The 13,657-nt window shown below is 73.3% G+C and carries 15 protein-coding genes and 1 pseudogene; 7 read left to right on the top strand and 9 right to left on the bottom strand.

Translation table 11 applies throughout. The features are described from left to right. Positions 1-39: 39 nt before the first annotated feature. The 4 genes from J2S58_RS16245 to J2S58_RS16260 form a co-directional block, all read right to left on the bottom strand. On the bottom strand, positions 40-2,340 hold the full coding sequence (locus J2S58_RS16245; RefSeq protein ID WP_240188778.1) for a transglycosylase domain-containing protein: 2,301 nt from the start codon (positions 2,338-2,340) through the stop codon (positions 40-42). A gap of 149 nt (positions 2,341-2,489) precedes the next feature. After that, on the bottom strand, positions 2,490-3,599 hold the full coding sequence (locus J2S58_RS16250) for an ArsA family ATPase (RefSeq protein ID WP_205256356.1): 1,110 nt from the start codon (positions 3,597-3,599) through the stop codon (positions 2,490-2,492). After that, positions 3,596-4,639 carry an ArsA-related P-loop ATPase gene (locus J2S58_RS16255; RefSeq protein WP_205256355.1) on the bottom strand — a complete coding sequence of 348 codons (1,044 nt, stop codon included), beginning with the start codon at positions 4,637-4,639 and terminating at the stop codon, positions 3,596-3,598. The genes J2S58_RS16250 and J2S58_RS16255 overlap by 4 nt, the downstream gene beginning before the upstream one ends. 64 nt (positions 4,640-4,703) lie before the next feature. Beyond that, positions 4,704-4,952: a hypothetical protein gene (locus J2S58_RS16260; protein ID WP_205256354.1), complete on the bottom strand. Its 249-nt coding sequence runs from the start codon at positions 4,950-4,952 to the stop codon at positions 4,704-4,706. Positions 4,953-5,050: 98 nt separating this feature from the next. Here J2S58_RS16260 and J2S58_RS16265 point away from each other — a divergent pair, with 98 nt between their 5' ends. Further along, complete coding sequence (locus J2S58_RS16265; RefSeq protein WP_205256353.1) at positions 5,051-5,233, top strand: DUF4177 domain-containing protein; 183 nt, start codon at positions 5,051-5,053, stop codon at positions 5,231-5,233. Continuing rightward, positions 5,230-5,685 carry a RidA family protein gene (locus tag J2S58_RS16270; RefSeq protein ID WP_205256352.1) on the top strand — a complete coding sequence of 152 codons (456 nt, stop codon included), beginning with the start codon at positions 5,230-5,232 and terminating at the stop codon, positions 5,683-5,685. The genes J2S58_RS16265 and J2S58_RS16270 overlap by 4 nt, the downstream gene beginning before the upstream one ends. Here J2S58_RS16270 and J2S58_RS16275 read toward each other — a convergent pair. After that, positions 5,647-6,441: an MBL fold metallo-hydrolase gene (locus J2S58_RS16275; RefSeq protein ID WP_205256351.1), complete on the bottom strand. Its 795-nt coding sequence runs from the start codon at positions 6,439-6,441 to the stop codon at positions 5,647-5,649. The genes J2S58_RS16270 and J2S58_RS16275 overlap by 39 nt on opposite strands. Before the next feature lie 44 nt (positions 6,442-6,485). On the opposite strand from J2S58_RS16275, the gene J2S58_RS16280 reads away from it, so the two are divergent. Next, a complete protein-coding gene (locus tag J2S58_RS16280) occupies positions 6,486-7,271 on the top strand; it encodes an MBL fold metallo-hydrolase (protein WP_205256350.1) in 786 nt (261 codons plus the stop codon). Then, complete coding sequence (locus J2S58_RS16285; RefSeq protein WP_205256349.1) at positions 7,268-8,122, top strand: putative RNA methyltransferase; 855 nt, start codon at positions 7,268-7,270, stop codon at positions 8,120-8,122. Before J2S58_RS16280 ends, J2S58_RS16285 begins: the two co-directional genes overlap by 4 nt. Before the next feature lie 3 nt (positions 8,123-8,125). Here J2S58_RS16285 and J2S58_RS16290 read toward each other — a convergent pair whose 3' ends face one another. Further along, positions 8,126-8,800 (bottom strand): Crp/Fnr family transcriptional regulator, encoded by a 675-nt coding sequence (locus tag J2S58_RS16290; protein ID WP_205256348.1) that lies wholly within the window; start codon positions 8,798-8,800, stop codon positions 8,126-8,128. A gap of 152 nt (positions 8,801-8,952) precedes the next feature. Beyond that, the gene (locus J2S58_RS16295) at positions 8,953-9,189 is read right to left on the bottom strand and encodes a hypothetical protein (RefSeq protein WP_205256347.1); all 237 of its coding nucleotides are present in this window, start codon (positions 9,187-9,189) and stop codon (positions 8,953-8,955) included. A gap of 89 nt (positions 9,190-9,278) precedes the next feature. Between J2S58_RS16295 and nth the strand changes: the two genes are divergently transcribed. The 3 genes from nth (at position 9,279) to J2S58_RS16310 (ending at position 12,041) form a co-directional block, all read left to right on the top strand. After that, entirely contained in the window at positions 9,279-10,031 is a 753-nt protein-coding gene (nth, locus tag J2S58_RS16300) for an endonuclease III (protein WP_306828924.1), read from the top strand. Next, positions 10,028-10,768 (top strand): NUDIX hydrolase, encoded by a 741-nt coding sequence (locus tag J2S58_RS16305; protein WP_205256346.1) that lies wholly within the window; start codon positions 10,028-10,030, stop codon positions 10,766-10,768. The genes nth and J2S58_RS16305 overlap by 4 nt, the downstream gene beginning before the upstream one ends. Positions 10,769-10,856: 88 nt before the next feature. Further along, positions 10,857-12,041, top strand: coding sequence for a MarP family serine protease (locus tag J2S58_RS16310; protein ID WP_205256345.1), 1,185 nt, complete (start codon positions 10,857-10,859; stop codon positions 12,039-12,041). 137 nt (positions 12,042-12,178) lie between these two features. On the opposite strand, the pseudogene J2S58_RS16315 reads toward J2S58_RS16310, so the two are convergent. Together J2S58_RS16315 and J2S58_RS16320 are read right to left on the bottom strand one after the other, a co-directional pair. After that, a pseudogene (locus J2S58_RS16315) lies at positions 12,179-13,000 on the bottom strand (alpha/beta fold hydrolase); the annotation flags it as partial. Positions 13,001-13,046: 46 nt separating this feature from the next. Further along, complete coding sequence (locus tag J2S58_RS16320) at positions 13,047-13,568, bottom strand: phage holin family protein (protein ID WP_240188774.1); 522 nt, start codon at positions 13,566-13,568, stop codon at positions 13,047-13,049. Between the last annotated feature and the right edge of the window lie 89 nt (positions 13,569-13,657).

The following is a 13,657-nucleotide window of genomic DNA, read 5'->3' on the forward strand; positions in this document are numbered from 1 at the left end:
CCGCCAGCCTAGAGGCGGTCGTGCGGGCTCCCGGTCGGCTCAGTTGGCCCCGCCGGCGGAGATGGTCAGGTTGATGGTGGAGCCCGCCGGGGCGTTCCCGGTCGGCGTCTGGCCCACCACGACGTTCGCCACTGCGCCCGTGCCCTGCTTGGAGCTCGTGGCCACCAGGAAGCCTCGCGAGGTGAGCTCCGCGGTGGCGTCCTCCAGCGGTCGCCCCACCACATTCGGCACCTGGGTGGCTTGCGACCCGGTGATGTAGGTGGAGGAGGCCGGGGCGAAGAGCTGGGGTTCGGCTCCCTGGACCAGCGGATTCATCATGGAGAACCAGGTCTGCGCGGGGACCGAGCCACCGGACATACCGTTGCCGGCCTGCAGTGCCTCGTCCTCGGAGCACGAACGGAGCGGGTCTCGGCAGATGGACTGCGGTTGGGGGAGGTAGTCCCACACCAGGACCGAGGCACTGGTCTGCGGGGTGAAGCCCAGGAACGCCGAGGACCGGTAGGTCTGGGTGGTCCCCGTCTTGCCGGCCGCGGTGAAGTTCCAGCCGGCGGCGCTCGCGGCGTCGAAGGCGGTCCCCTTCGTCCCGTTCACGTTCTCCAGGTCGCCCTCCATGGCCACGGCCAGGGTGCGGGCCAGCTCCTTGGGAACCGCCTCCTCGCACGGGATGGAGTTCCAGGCGACCAGGCGGCCGTCCCGGTCGGTGATGGTGTCCACCGGGGTGGGCGGGCACCAGCGTCCGTCCGAGGCGATCGTGGCACCCACGTTGGCCAGTTCCAGCGGGCTCACCGGGGAGACCCCGAGGGTGAAGGAAGCGATCTTCTGGGCGGTGATCTGCTGCTCGTAGTCGGTGCCCGTCCCGGCGAACGACGGGACGACCTCGCCCGCGTCGAGGAGGTAGCCCTTCATCCCGAGGCGGACAGCCATCTCGGCCACCTTGCCGAGGCCGACCGACTCCTCCAGGTTCACGAAGGCGGTGTTGGGGGAGGTGGCGAGAGCCTGGGCGATCGTCATCCGCGTCGGGAAGGTGCCGGCATTCCTCGTGATCGACCCGGGATTGATCGTGCTGGGGTACTCGGCCGGCACGTCGACAACGTTGTTGGTCCCCCAGCCGGCCTCCAGGGCCGCGGCGGCGGTGAAGATCTTGAAGGTCGAGCCGGCGCCGAGCGGGGCGAAGGTGGTCGTCAGCTTCTGCACCGTCTGCCCGGCCTCGGCGTTCAGGCCGAACGGCCGGTTGCTGGCCAGGGCGGCCACCTTGCGGGGCTCGCCCTTCTGCACCACGGCGGTCACGTTGGCGATCCGGGCCACAGCGGGGTCGTTCGGGTCGGCGTTGGAGGTCGTCGCGGCCTTGGCCGCGGCCATCACCGTCGGATCCAGGGTCGTCTTCACCGTGTACCCGGCGGAGGCGACCGTGTCGTAGTCCAGGCCGACACCGGCCAGGTAGTCGGTCACGTAGGTGCAGAAGAAGCCGTCGGTCTCCGAGTTCGGCGCGGCCACGCACCCGTTGGGCACCGTCTGCGGGTTGAGCCCGAGATCGGCGGCCTTGGCCTCGTCCGCAGCCTGGGGGCTGATCCACTTCTGCTGGGCCATCAGGGTCAACACGGTGTCCCGGCGCTTCTTGGCGTCCTCGATGCGGTCCGGGTTGAGCGGGTTGAACTTGTTCGGGTTGTTGACCATCCCGGCCAGCAGCGCCGCCTGCGGCAGGGTGAGCTGGTCGGCGTCGACCCCGAAGTACCGCTTGCTGGCCGCCTCCGCGCCGTAGGTGGACGGGCCGAACGCGACCAGGTTGAGGTAGCGCTCGAGGATGGCGTCCTTGCTGTTGAGCTGGGCCTCCAGGGCCAGCGCCATCCGCGCCTCGCGGAGCTTGCGGATGGGGGTCGCCGCGATCGCGTCGGCCTTCTCGGCCTCGGTCTTCGCCTGCACCAGGTAGAGGTAGTTCTTCACGTACTGCTGGGTGAGGGTGGACCCGCCCTGCGGGCCCTGGTCGCCCTGGGCGTTGACCAGCAGGGCCCGGACCGTCCCTCGCCAGTCGACCCCGTTGTGGGTGAAGAAGCGGCGGTCCTCGACCGCGACGACGGCCTTCTGCAGGTAGTCCGAGATGCCGGCCAGCGGCCGCTGGACCCGGTTCTGGTTGTAGACGTAGGCGATCGGCGTGCCCTGGGAGTCGGTGAACGTCGTGGTCAACGGGACCGGCTCGTCCAGGGCGGCGGCCTCCGCACCCTGCACGGCCGTGGCCACCTTGTTCGACGCCATGCCCAGACCCAGGGTGTAGGGCAGGAGGAGTCCGGCCACCAGCGCCCCCGCGAGCAGGGTGCCGATCACCAGCCGACCGAGACCCGTCATCACTCGCACGTGGGCCAGGGTACCGGCGGACACCGACACCGCCCGGTCCGCCGGACCGGCGGGGTCGGCCCAGGTGAGAAGCTCCTCACCGGGCAACCCGGACGCGGCCGGGGCGTCGTCCGGCCGGTGTGGCCGGCCCGACCCGGCCGTCAGCCGGTGGTGAGCCGGCGGCCGACCTCGCGCAGCGCCGGTACGTCGTGGGCGTCGGACGGCAGGGCGGGTACCTCGACCACCGCGAGATCGCTGTGCTGCCGGACGAACCGGGCGCGCATCCGTCGCTCGGCGGCCCGGACCGCAGCCCGGGCGGCGTGTACCTGGAGGATCCCGGCGCTCACCGGATCGCTCCCGGCCACGTCGTCGGCGATCCGTTCGGCGCTCTCCCGGCTCAGGCCCGCGACGGCGGGATGCGTGCGGTTGAGGACCAGGCCGGCCAGTGGCATCCGCTCGGCGCGCAGCCGGTCCGCGAAGTACGAGGCCTCGCGGAGCGCGTCCGCCTCCGGGATCGACACCACCACGAAGCTCGTGCCCGGGGCCCGCAGCAGTCGGTAGGTGGTCTCCGCCCGCGCCCGGAAGCCGCCGAACATGTCCTCGAACAGGGTCACGAAGGCGGCCGCGTCGGTGAGCATCTGACCGCCGATCACCGACGTCACGGCCCGGGTGAACAGCGAGAACCCCGCCCCGACCACCTTGAGCACACCGCGCCCGGGGGTGCCCAGCATCCGGATCATCCGGCCGTCCAGGAACGAGGACATGCGTTGCGGGGCGTCCAGGAAGTCCAGCGCCGACCGGCTCGGCGGGGTGTCGACCACGATGAGGTCGTAGGAGCCGGTGGCGGCCAGCTGCCCCAGCTTCTCCATCGCCATGTACTCCTGCGTCCCGGAGAACGACGAGGAGATCGACTGGTAGAAGGGATTGGCGTAGATCTGTTCGGCCCGTTGCGGGCTGGAGTGCGCAGCGACCATCTCGTCGAAGGTGCGCCGGGTGTCCAGCATCATCGCCCACAGCTGACCGTCGGGGTGGGCGAGGTCCACCGTCACCCGGCGGGGCTCGTTGTCCAGTTCGCCCAGGCCGAGCGACTGCGCGAGCCGGCGGGCCGGGTCGATGGTCAGCACGGCCACGGTGCGACCCCGGTCGGCGGCCCACAGCGCCATGGCCGCGGCCGTGGTCGTCTTGCCGACGCCACCCGCACCGCAGGTCACCAGCACCTTGGTGGCCGGGTCGCCGAGCAGTCGTCCCATGTCCAGCCGGTCGGCGCTCATCGGCGCACCCCCTGCTCGGCGAGCCGGTCGGCCAGCTCGTAGACGCCGCCCAGATCGGCGCCGTCGATCAGCCGGGGCAGACGCAGCACGGGCAGGCCCGTCTCGACCAGGCGGCGCAGGCAGTCCCGTTCGTCCAGGACGCGGGCCGCGTGCTCGCGGGCCTGGGCGACGAGACCGGCCGGGAGATCCGGATCCGCCGGCTCGACCCCGGCGGCACGCAGCGCCTGGATCAGGTCGCCGTCGCCGGTCCGGTCGTCGCCGGCCAGCACGTCCAGCTCGTCCCCCGGCAGCAGGGGATCGGAGAGGGCGTTCACCACGATCGACCCCACCGGCAGCCCGGCGGCCCGCAGCTCCTCGACGGCCTCGACGGTCTCGGTCACCGGAAGGTCCTCGGGGAGGGCGACCAGGTGCACCAGGGTGTCGGGGGAGTGCAGCAGGGCGACCACCCCGTCGGCCTGGTTGCGGATCGGGCCCCGGCGGGCGAGGTCGGACATGGCGACCGTCACGGACAGGAAGGTGGCGATGCGCCCGGTGGGCGGGGCGTCCATGACGACCGCGTCGTAGACGGGCTGGTGGTCGGGACCGGTGCGCGTCACCGTCTCCTTCGCCTTGCCGGTCAGCAGGACGTCCCGCAGACCCGGAGCCAGGGTCGTGGCGAACTCGATGGCGCCCATCTTCTTCAGGCTGCGCCCGGCGAATCCCAGGTTGTAGAAGAGCGCGAAGTACTCGAGCAGGGCGGCCTCCACGTCGACGGCCAGCGCGCGGACCTCACCGCCGCCGGAGGCGATGGCGATCTTGCGCTCGGCGTAGGGCAGCGGGGGGACGTCGAACAGTCGGGCGATGCCCTGCCGTTCCTCGACCTCGATGAGCAGCACGCGGCGTCCGTCGGCGGCCAGGGCCAGCGCCAGCGCGGCGGCCACCGTGGTCTTGCCGGTCCCGCCCTTGCCGGTGACCACGTGCAGCCGGGCGCGCCGGCCGGCGGTGTCCCAGCCGGGCCGGGCCTGCGGGTCGGCCACGACCGGCGAGGGGGCGGTGGTCATCGGGTCCTCTCTGACGGGCGGGGCGGGGTCGCGATGCGGGGTCATGGAGCGGGCCACGTCAGGATCAGGACGCCAGTGCCATCACGGCGATGGCCAGGGCCGGCACCGCGATGATCACCAGCGCCAACCACAGGGGGGAGAAGAGCACCACGGCGAAGACGACGGGGACGGCGAGAACGCCGACCGCGTGCGCCCGCCAGGCTCCCGGCAGGGCCGACCCCCGTCGTTCCCGGGCGGTGTCCATCCGCAGCAGCACCAGGACCAGCACCATCAGTGCCGCGACGCCTGCCGCCACCCAGTGCCACCAGTCCATCGCCCCAGGGTAGAGGCCGGGCCCGGCGGGCCGTCCCGGGCCCGCGCGGGTCGACCGGCCGACGGGACGCCGGGGTGCGGCGTCCTAGAGTTGCCCCCATGACGACTCCCGCAGGTCCGGCCGGCCCCCGCCGGTTCGAGTACTCGACCGTTCCGCTGATCACCCACGCCACCAAGGCGATCCTGGACACCTGGGGGGAGGACGGCTGGGAGCTGGTGCAGGTCGTCCCCGGCCCCAACCCCGAGCAGCTGGTGGCCTATCTGAAGCGCGAGCGCGCATGAGCGTGCAGGCCCGCCTGGACGAACTGGGCATCACGCTGCCCGCGGTCCCGGCCGCGGCCGGCAGCTACCTGCCGTTCGTCCGGACCGGCGACCTGGTCTTCACCGCCGGTCAGCTGCCGTTCGTGGACGGGGCGCTCCCGGCCACCGGGAAGGTCGGCGCCGAGGTGTCCCCGGAGGACGCCCGTACCTATGCCCAGCTCTGCGCGCTCAACCTGCTGGCCGTGATCGACGCGGCCGTCGGGGTGGACCAGGTGGTCCGGGTGGTCAAGGTCGTCGGGTTCGTGGCGTCCGCGGACGGCTTCACCGGTGCCCCCGGCGTCGTCAACGGGGCGTCCGACTTCCTGGTCGAGGTGTTCGGTGACGCCGGTCGGCATGCCCGGTCCGCGGTGGGGGTGGCCGAACTGCCGCTCGGCTCACCCGTCGAGATCGAGGCCGTCGTCCAGGTGCGCTGACGCCTGCCGCACGGTGTCCCGGTGGACCTCGCTCATCCCCGGGAGGGTCAGGCGGGGGTCCACCGGATCGGCCCCGGTCAGCACGGCGGTCAGGTAGTTCCGGTCGGCCGCCCACCGGTCCATCGGTGCGTCGCTCACCGTGCCGTGGCCCGGCACGAGCAGGGCGGCGCGCCGGACGTAGGGGTGCAGCAGGGTGAGCGCGTGCTCGTGGTCGGCGAGTGCGTGCGGCCCCTGATCGGGCAGCGGGAGTTCGACGTCGCTGAGCATGTCGCCGGCCAGCAGGACCCGCGCGTCCGGGAGCCACACCGCGGTGTGTCCCGGGGAGTGGGCCCGGTGGGTGACGAGCCGTAGTTCCGGCCCGTCCCACGGGATGCGGTCGGCATCCAGGGCACGGACGTCCCCGGCCAGCGCGACGAGCTCGGGCGGGAAGTCCGGGCCCAGCGCCACGGCCAGGCCCGGCCGGTCGCGGCGGCTGCGGTCCGCCGCCGCGGGAGACGCCCACCGGGGGGCCGACCCGAATCGCGGATGCCAGAGCACGTGGTCGTGATGGGCGTGGGTGGCGAACCCGGCCACCACCGTCAGGCGTTCCGCCTCGAGCCGGTCGGCGATGTCGGCGAGCTCGTCCGGATCCCACGAGGGGTCCACGAGCACCGCCCGGCCGGCCCAGGCGATCACCGTCGCCGTGGTCCGGTCCCGTCGGGCCGTCCGCACCAGCACCCGCAGGTCGGGCCCGGTCACCACCTCGCGCCAGCTCACGGGCGCACGGTAGGCCATCCCGAGGCGCTCGCTACGGTGGCCCCATGTCGTCGCTGCGCGTGCTGGACCCCCAGGTGGCCGTGCTGCTCGCGCCCAATCCGGGGCCGATGACCCTGGACGGCACCAACTCCTACCGGTTGGCCGCTCCGGGGACCGCGGCGGCGGTGGTGGTGGATCCCGGGCCGGACGACACCGATCACCTGCGGACGCTGGCCGCCGCCGGCCCGGTGGAACTCGTCCTCATCACCCATCGCCATGCCGACCACACGGCCGGCGCCGCGGCGTTCGCCGCGATGACCGGCGCTCCGGTCCGGGCCGTCGACCCGGTGCACTGCCTCGGTGCGTCCCCGCTGACGGCCGACGAGCGGATCGACGCCGCCGGTCTGACCATCACGGTGCTGGCCACCCCGGGTCACACCGCCGACTCGGCCTGCTTCCGGCTCCCCGGCCCCGGCTCCGGCTCGGTGCTGACGGGGGACACGATCCTGGGTCGCGGCACCACCGTCCTCGCGCCGCCGGACGGCTCGCTGGCGGACTACCTGCGCACGCTGGACCTGCTCGCGGGTCTCGGTGCCGCCCGGGTGCTGCCGGCCCACGGCCCCGAGCTGCCCGATCTCGCCGCGGTGTGCCGGGCCTACCGCCGGCACCGGGAGGAGCGGCTGGCCCAGGTGCGCGATGCGGTGACGGCGGCGTCGCTGGACCCCGGGGACCCGGCGGCGGTGGGCGTGGTGACCGACCGGGTCTACGGGGAGGTGGATCCGTCGGTGCGCGGCGCCGCCGAGTCGTCGGTCGCCGCGCAGCTGCGGTACCTGGCCGGTGGGGGACGGTGAGTCCGTCGCCCGGCGGTCTGGACGGCGTGCTTCCGCTCCTCGTCTGCCCCCACTGTCGGCTCGAGCTGAGCCGGCCGGAACCCGCTGTGCTGGCGTGTGTCTCGGGGCACCGGTTCGACGTCGCACGCCAGGGCTACGTCGCGCTGCTCGGCCCGGGGGCCCGGACCGACACCGGTGATTCGGCCGACATGGTCGCGGCGCGGGTCGACCTCCTGGGCAGCGGGGCGTACGCCCCGATCGTCGACGCCGTCGTGCAGGCCGTCCGCGGGTCGACCGGGGACGGGGGTGCCGTGGTCGAGCTGGGTGCCGGGACCGGGTACTACCTGGGCGCGTGCGTCGGGGCCGTCCCCGGTTCGACCGGGCTGGCGATCGACTCGTCCCGCTACGCCTCGCGCCGTGCGGCCGCCGTCCATCGCCGGGTCGGCGCGGTGCTGGCCGACGCGTGGTCGGCCCTGCCGGTGCGGGACTCCTGTGCCGACGTCGTGCTCAGTGTCTTCGCACCGCGGACCCCGTCGGAGATCCACCGCATCCTGACCCCGGGCGGCCGGCTGGTCTGCGTGACGCCGCGGCCGGGTCACCTGGCCGAGCTCCGGGACGTCGTCCCGCTGCTCGCCGTGGACGCGGGCAAACAGGACGCGCTCGTCGGGGCGTTCGCCGGCCTGCTCGAACCGGTCGGATCCACGCAGGTGGAGTACCGGATGGAGCTGACCGGCCCGCAGGTCGGTGCGTTGATCCGGATGGGCCCGACCGCGCGCCATCTCGACGTCGCAACGGTGGCCGCGACCTCCCGCGCAGCCCGTGCGGTGACGGTGTCCGTCACCTGCACGGTGCTGCAGCGTCCGACCCGATAGTCCTCAGCGAGCCCGGCGGGACAGCCGGTCGGCGTCGAGCAGGACCACCGACTTGCCCTCCAGGCGCAGCCAACCGCGGTGGCCGAAGTCGGCCAGGGCCTTGTTGACCGTCTCCCGCGAGGCCCCGACCAGCTGGGCCAGTTCCTCCTGGGTGAGGTCGTGGGTGACCCGCAGGTGCCCACCCTCCTGCTGGCCGAACTGACGGGCCAACTGCAACAGGGCCTTGGCGACCCGGCCGGGGACGTCGGTGAAGATCAGGTCGGCCAGGGAGTTGTTGGTCCGCCGCAGGCGACGGGCCAGCACGCGGAGCAGCTGCTCGGCGATCTCCGGGCGCTTGTTGATCCACTCCTTGAGCGCGCCACGGTCCATCGTGGCCAGGCGCACGTCGGTCACCGCCGTCGCCGAGGACGTCCGGGGCCCCGGGTCGAAGACCGAGAGCTCGCCGAACATGTCCGACGGGCCCATCACGGCCAGCAGGTTCTCCCGGCCGTCGGGCGAGTGCCGGCCCAGCTTGATCTTCCCGGAGAGGATCACGTAGAGCCGGTCACCCAGCTCGCCCTCGGCGAAGATGGAGCTGCCACGCGGGTACTCCACCGTCTCCAGTTGGGTCCCCAGAGCCATGGCGGCGTCGGGGTCGACTCCTTGGAAGATGCCGGCCCTGGCGAGGGTTTCCTCCACCTGTCCTCCTGGCGAACGCATGCAGCGGCGAATGTCGAGTGTCGCCCGTCACAAGGCGACGATGGGTCAGTCTAGGGGCCTGCGGGCGGACCGGCGGCGCGGGGCGCCACCCGGCGTCGGCCGGCGGTTCGGCGAACCGGACGACCGGGCGGTCAGCCGCGCGAGCGGCGGCGTGCGCGGGGGCGCCGACGGCGCCGGAAGGTGTCCAGTGCGCGGGACCAGCCGTACCGGATGAAGGTGTTCACCTCGTCCGGTCGCGCCTGGTCCAGGAACTCCTCGACCTCGCCCTCGCTGACCGTGGGGCTGCGCAGCCGGTTCTCCACCCGTTCCATGAGGATGGCGAAGACCATCAGCAGCAGCGGGATGAGGAGCACCAGGAAGACCGTCATGACCCGCACAGTGTCCCGCACCGGGCGGACCGTGTCGACGCAGGCGCGCGGGGCCCGGGGGTGTCGGGGGGCTGTGCGAGGGTGGTGCGGTGGTCATCGCCTCACGCATCCCGAGCACGCCCCTGGCGCGTACCCGCCGGGCCCACAGGATCGACGCGCAGCTGACGGTCGCCTTTCCCGATGCGCACTGCGAGCTGGACTTCACCACGCCGCTCGAGCTGGCCGTGGCCACCGTGCTGTCCGCGCAGTGCACCGATGTGCGGGTCAACCTGACCACCCCGGCGTTGTTCGCGCGATACCGCACGGCGGCGGACTACGCCGGCGCGCAGCGGGCCGAGCTCGAGGAGATGATCCGGCCGACGGGGTTCTTCCGGAACAAGGCATCCTCGCTCATCGGGCTCGGGCAGGCCCTGGTGGAGCGGTTCGACGGGGTGGTCCCCGGCACCCTGGGCGAGCTCGTCACCCTGCCCGGCATCGGTCGCAAGACCGCGAACGTCGTGCTGGGCAACGCCTTCGGTGTCCCCGGGATCACGGTGGACACCCACTTCCAGCGCCTCACCCAGCGGTGGGGGCTGACCGAGCAGACCGATCCGGTGAAGATCGAGCACGAGATCGGGGCCCTGCTGCGGCCGGCCACGTGGACGATGTTCTCCCACCGGGTCATCTTCCACGGGCGGCGGGTGTGCACCGCCCGCAAGCCGGCCTGCGGAGCCTGCGTCCTGGCGTCCACCTGCCCGTCGTACGGCACCGGGCCCACGGATCCGGTCGCTGCCGCTGCCCTGATCACCGGGTCGGAACGCGAGCACCTGCTGGGCCTGGTCGAGCCCGGGGACCACGGATGACCGTTCCCGCCGGGGTCGGTGACGGGGCCGGTCGGGACGGCGATCCGACGACCGGCCGGCTGCTGGTCGACCCCACCGCGCTGCCCGGCTGGCTCCGGCCGCTGGCGCAGCGGGTGGACGGCGCTGGGCTGCCACCGCTGCCCCGGGCGATGGCCCAGCGCGCGCCCGCCGACGCGCGCCGGGGTGCGGTGCTGATGCTGCTGGGCGAGGGGCCGGCCGGGCCCGATCTGCTGTTGACCGTCCGGGCCGACACGCTGCGGGCCCATCCCGGGCAGCCCGCCTTCCCCGGCGGCGGCGCCGATCCCGGGGAGGACGCGGTGGCCACCGCCCTGCGGGAGGGGGCCGAGGAGACCGGCCTGCACCCCGAGGGGGTGACCCCGGTGGCACTGTTCCCCGAGGTGTACGTGGTGCCGTCCCGTTACCGGGTACGGCCGGTGCTGGCGTACTGGCACACCCCGGGCGAGGTCGGACCGGTGGACCCCGCGGAGACGGCGCAGGTGGCCCGGGTCCCGATCGCCGATCTGGCCGATCCCGATCGGCGCGGTCAGGTCGCCCTGCGCGACGGCTTCGTCTCGCCGGCCTTCGACGTCGCCGGCACGATCGTGTGGGGGTTCACCGGCGCGCTGGTCGATCTGCTGGTGCGGGCCGGCGGTTGGGAGCGGCCCTGGGACCCCGATCGTCGGCTGCATCCCCCCGGTCTCGTCCATCCGCCCGGTCCGGTGTCCACCGCCGGATGAACCTCGACCGGGTGACGGGCGTCTGGTTCGGCATGGACGACCTCCGCATCACCGTCCCTCGCCGGCGTGACCCGGCCCGGGCCGCCGCATGAACGTCGTCGACGTCGTCGTCGTGGCGATGCTGCTCCTGGCGGCCGTCTCCGGGTTCCGGCAGGGCCTGATCACCGCGATGCTCACCCTGCTCGGCGCGGTCGGCGGCGCGGTCCTGGCCATCCGCCTGTCGCCGATGCTGATGACCAGGGTGGACGACTCGGCCGCCAAGGTCGCGATCGGCGTGGCCTGCGTCGTCGTCGGGGTGGGGGCCGGGGAGCTGATCGGGTCGGCCGTCGGCCGCCGGATCGCCCGACGCATCACCTGGCGGCCGGCCAAGGCGGTGGAACGCACCCTCGGGCTGCTCGTGCACACCGCCGCCGTGCTGGTGGTCATCTGGATGGTCGCCGTGCCCCTGGCCTCGGTGCCGTACCCCGCCGTCTCCTCGGCGATCCGTTCCTCCGAGGTCCTCGGCCGGGTCGACACGGTGATGCCCGCCCCGGTCCGCGACCTGTCCGACGGGCTCCGGACGGTGTTCGACGACTCCGGCTTCCCGGCCATCCTGGACCCGCTGGCGCCCACCCCGGACGTCACGGTGCCGGAGCCGGATCCCGCCCTGGCGGGTGACCCGGCGCTGCAGGCGGTCCAGGGTTCGGTCCTGAAGATCCGGGCCCAGTCCGATTCCTGTTCCCGCACCATGTCCGGCACCGGCTTCGTGATCGGTCCGGAGCGACTGCTCACCAATGCCCACGTGGTCGCGGGTTCGTTCCGGGCGGTGGTGGAGACCGGAGCCGGCACCGTCGACGCGAGCGTGGTGGTCTACGACCCCGAGCGTGACCTGGCCGTGCTGGCCGTGCCCGGACTGACGGCTCCGGCCCTGACCTTCGCCGACACGCCGGCGGGCAGCGGTGATGACGCCGTGGTCGCCGGCTACCCCCTCGGTGGCCCGTACACGCTCGGCGCCGCCCGGATCAGCTCCGAGTTCACGCTGCGCGGGCCGGACATCTATGCCGCGGACACCGTCCAGCGGGAGGTCTACACGGTGCGTGGGTCGGTGCGGCCCGGGAACTCCGGTGGACCGCTGCTCGACCCGGACGGCACCGTGCTCGGCGTGGTGTTCGGCGCATCGGTGGCCGAACCCGAGGTCGGGTTCGCGCTGACCGCGGCGGAGGTGGCGCCGGTGGTGGCCGCCGGACTGGTGGACGACACCGCCGCGGGGACCGGGGCCTGCACCGCCGCCTGAGGCGGCCGGGCCCGGCGGGTGCCGATCTCGTGCCGGCCCCGGTCGGTGTCCGCCGCGACCTGGGCGATCAGCTCGGTGAGGAGATCGGGTGCCTCCTCGGCCGGGAAGTGACCCACGGCCGGGACACGGGTCATCCGGTACGGCCCGAGACACCACTGACGGGCCTCGACGAGCGCGGACGCGGGGACGAACCGGTCACCGTCCCCGGTCACGTGCAGCACGGGCACGCGGATCGGTGTGGTGAGCGCCTCGCGGTGACGGAATCCGTCCGCACGCACCGGAGAGCGGGCGACCCACCGAAGGTGCTCGACCGCGCCGCGGGCGGCGCCCGGGATCTGGATCGCCCGTCTCATCCGTGCCGCGGTCTCGGTGAAATCGGCCGAGGCCCGCCAGGCCGGTCCGGCCTGCGACCGCATCAGGCGTTCCACCAGCGCGCCGTGACCGGCCTGCAGGTGGCGCTCGGGCCAGACCGGGAGCGCCGACCAGGACAGCAGCCGCCGGTAGCGATCGGTGGCCAGCGGCCAGGCGACCCGCGCCACGCTGGCCGGGTGCGGCGCGGAGATGGCCACCACCGCCCGGACCTGGGCCGAGCTGAGCACGGCGGTGTCGAATGCGGTGACGCCACCCTGACCCTGTCCGACGATGACGGCGTCCCGTTCACCCAGCGCACGGACCAGACCGGCCAGGTCGGCGGCGAGATTGCGGGCGTCGTACCCGCGGGGGGTCTTGTCGGTGTCCCCGTACCCACGGAGGTCGACCGCGACGGCGCGGAACCCCCGCTCGGCCAGGCCGGCGAGCTGGTGCCGCCAGGACCACCAGTACTGGGCGAAACCGTGCACGAGCAGCACCAGGGGGCCGGAACCGGCCTCGGCGAGGTGGAACCGGATGCCGTTGGCGCTCACGTCCCGGTGGGTCCACGGGCCGGCCTCGCGGACGGAGGAGGGCGGCACCGGCGTCATCGCGCGTCCGGCGTGAGCCACATCGGGGGGCCGGTCGGTACCCGGGTCAGCGCCGCGGGAGGGTGGTGGGCTGGACGGCGCCCTGGGTCGCCGTCTCCGGGGTGTGGGTGGCGGCGTACTTCAGGGTGGACGCGGTCTCCGTCAGCGAGGCGATGGTCTGCTCGGGCTTCTTGATCTGCTTGACCTTGCGCCAGCCGAGGAACGCCAGGGCACCGGCCGCCAGCACCATCACGATGAACACGATGGCGAAGGCCAGCGATCGGGGCAGCCAGATGGCGAGGATCTCGCCGATCATGAAGAAGAAGAAGAAGAGGGAGAACACCCCGATGGCGGCGGCGAGTCCGAAGAAGATGCCGCCGCGCACCCCGCTCTTGACGCTGGCGGTGACCTCCATCTTGGCCAGCTCGATCTCCGAGCGGACCAGGGTGGACATGTGCTCGGTGGCCTGCTTGACCAGCGAGCCCATCGAGGCGGAACGATCCACGTCCGGCTCGGTGACCAGCGGGATCGCGGCGTTCGCCGCCCCGGGCACGGTCAACCGGTTCGTCTGGTGGGGGGTCCCGGACATCGCCACGGCGGGCTCCTCGATCGCTTCGTCACAACGGTGATGGCGCGACCGGGGCACCGCATCGTCCCGGCCGGCCGCAGGTCTGGGGG

Origin of the sequence: Nakamurella flavida, assembly GCF_030811475.1 — a bacterium.
Lineage (GTDB): Bacteria > Actinomycetota > Actinomycetes > Mycobacteriales > Nakamurellaceae > Nakamurella > Nakamurella flavida.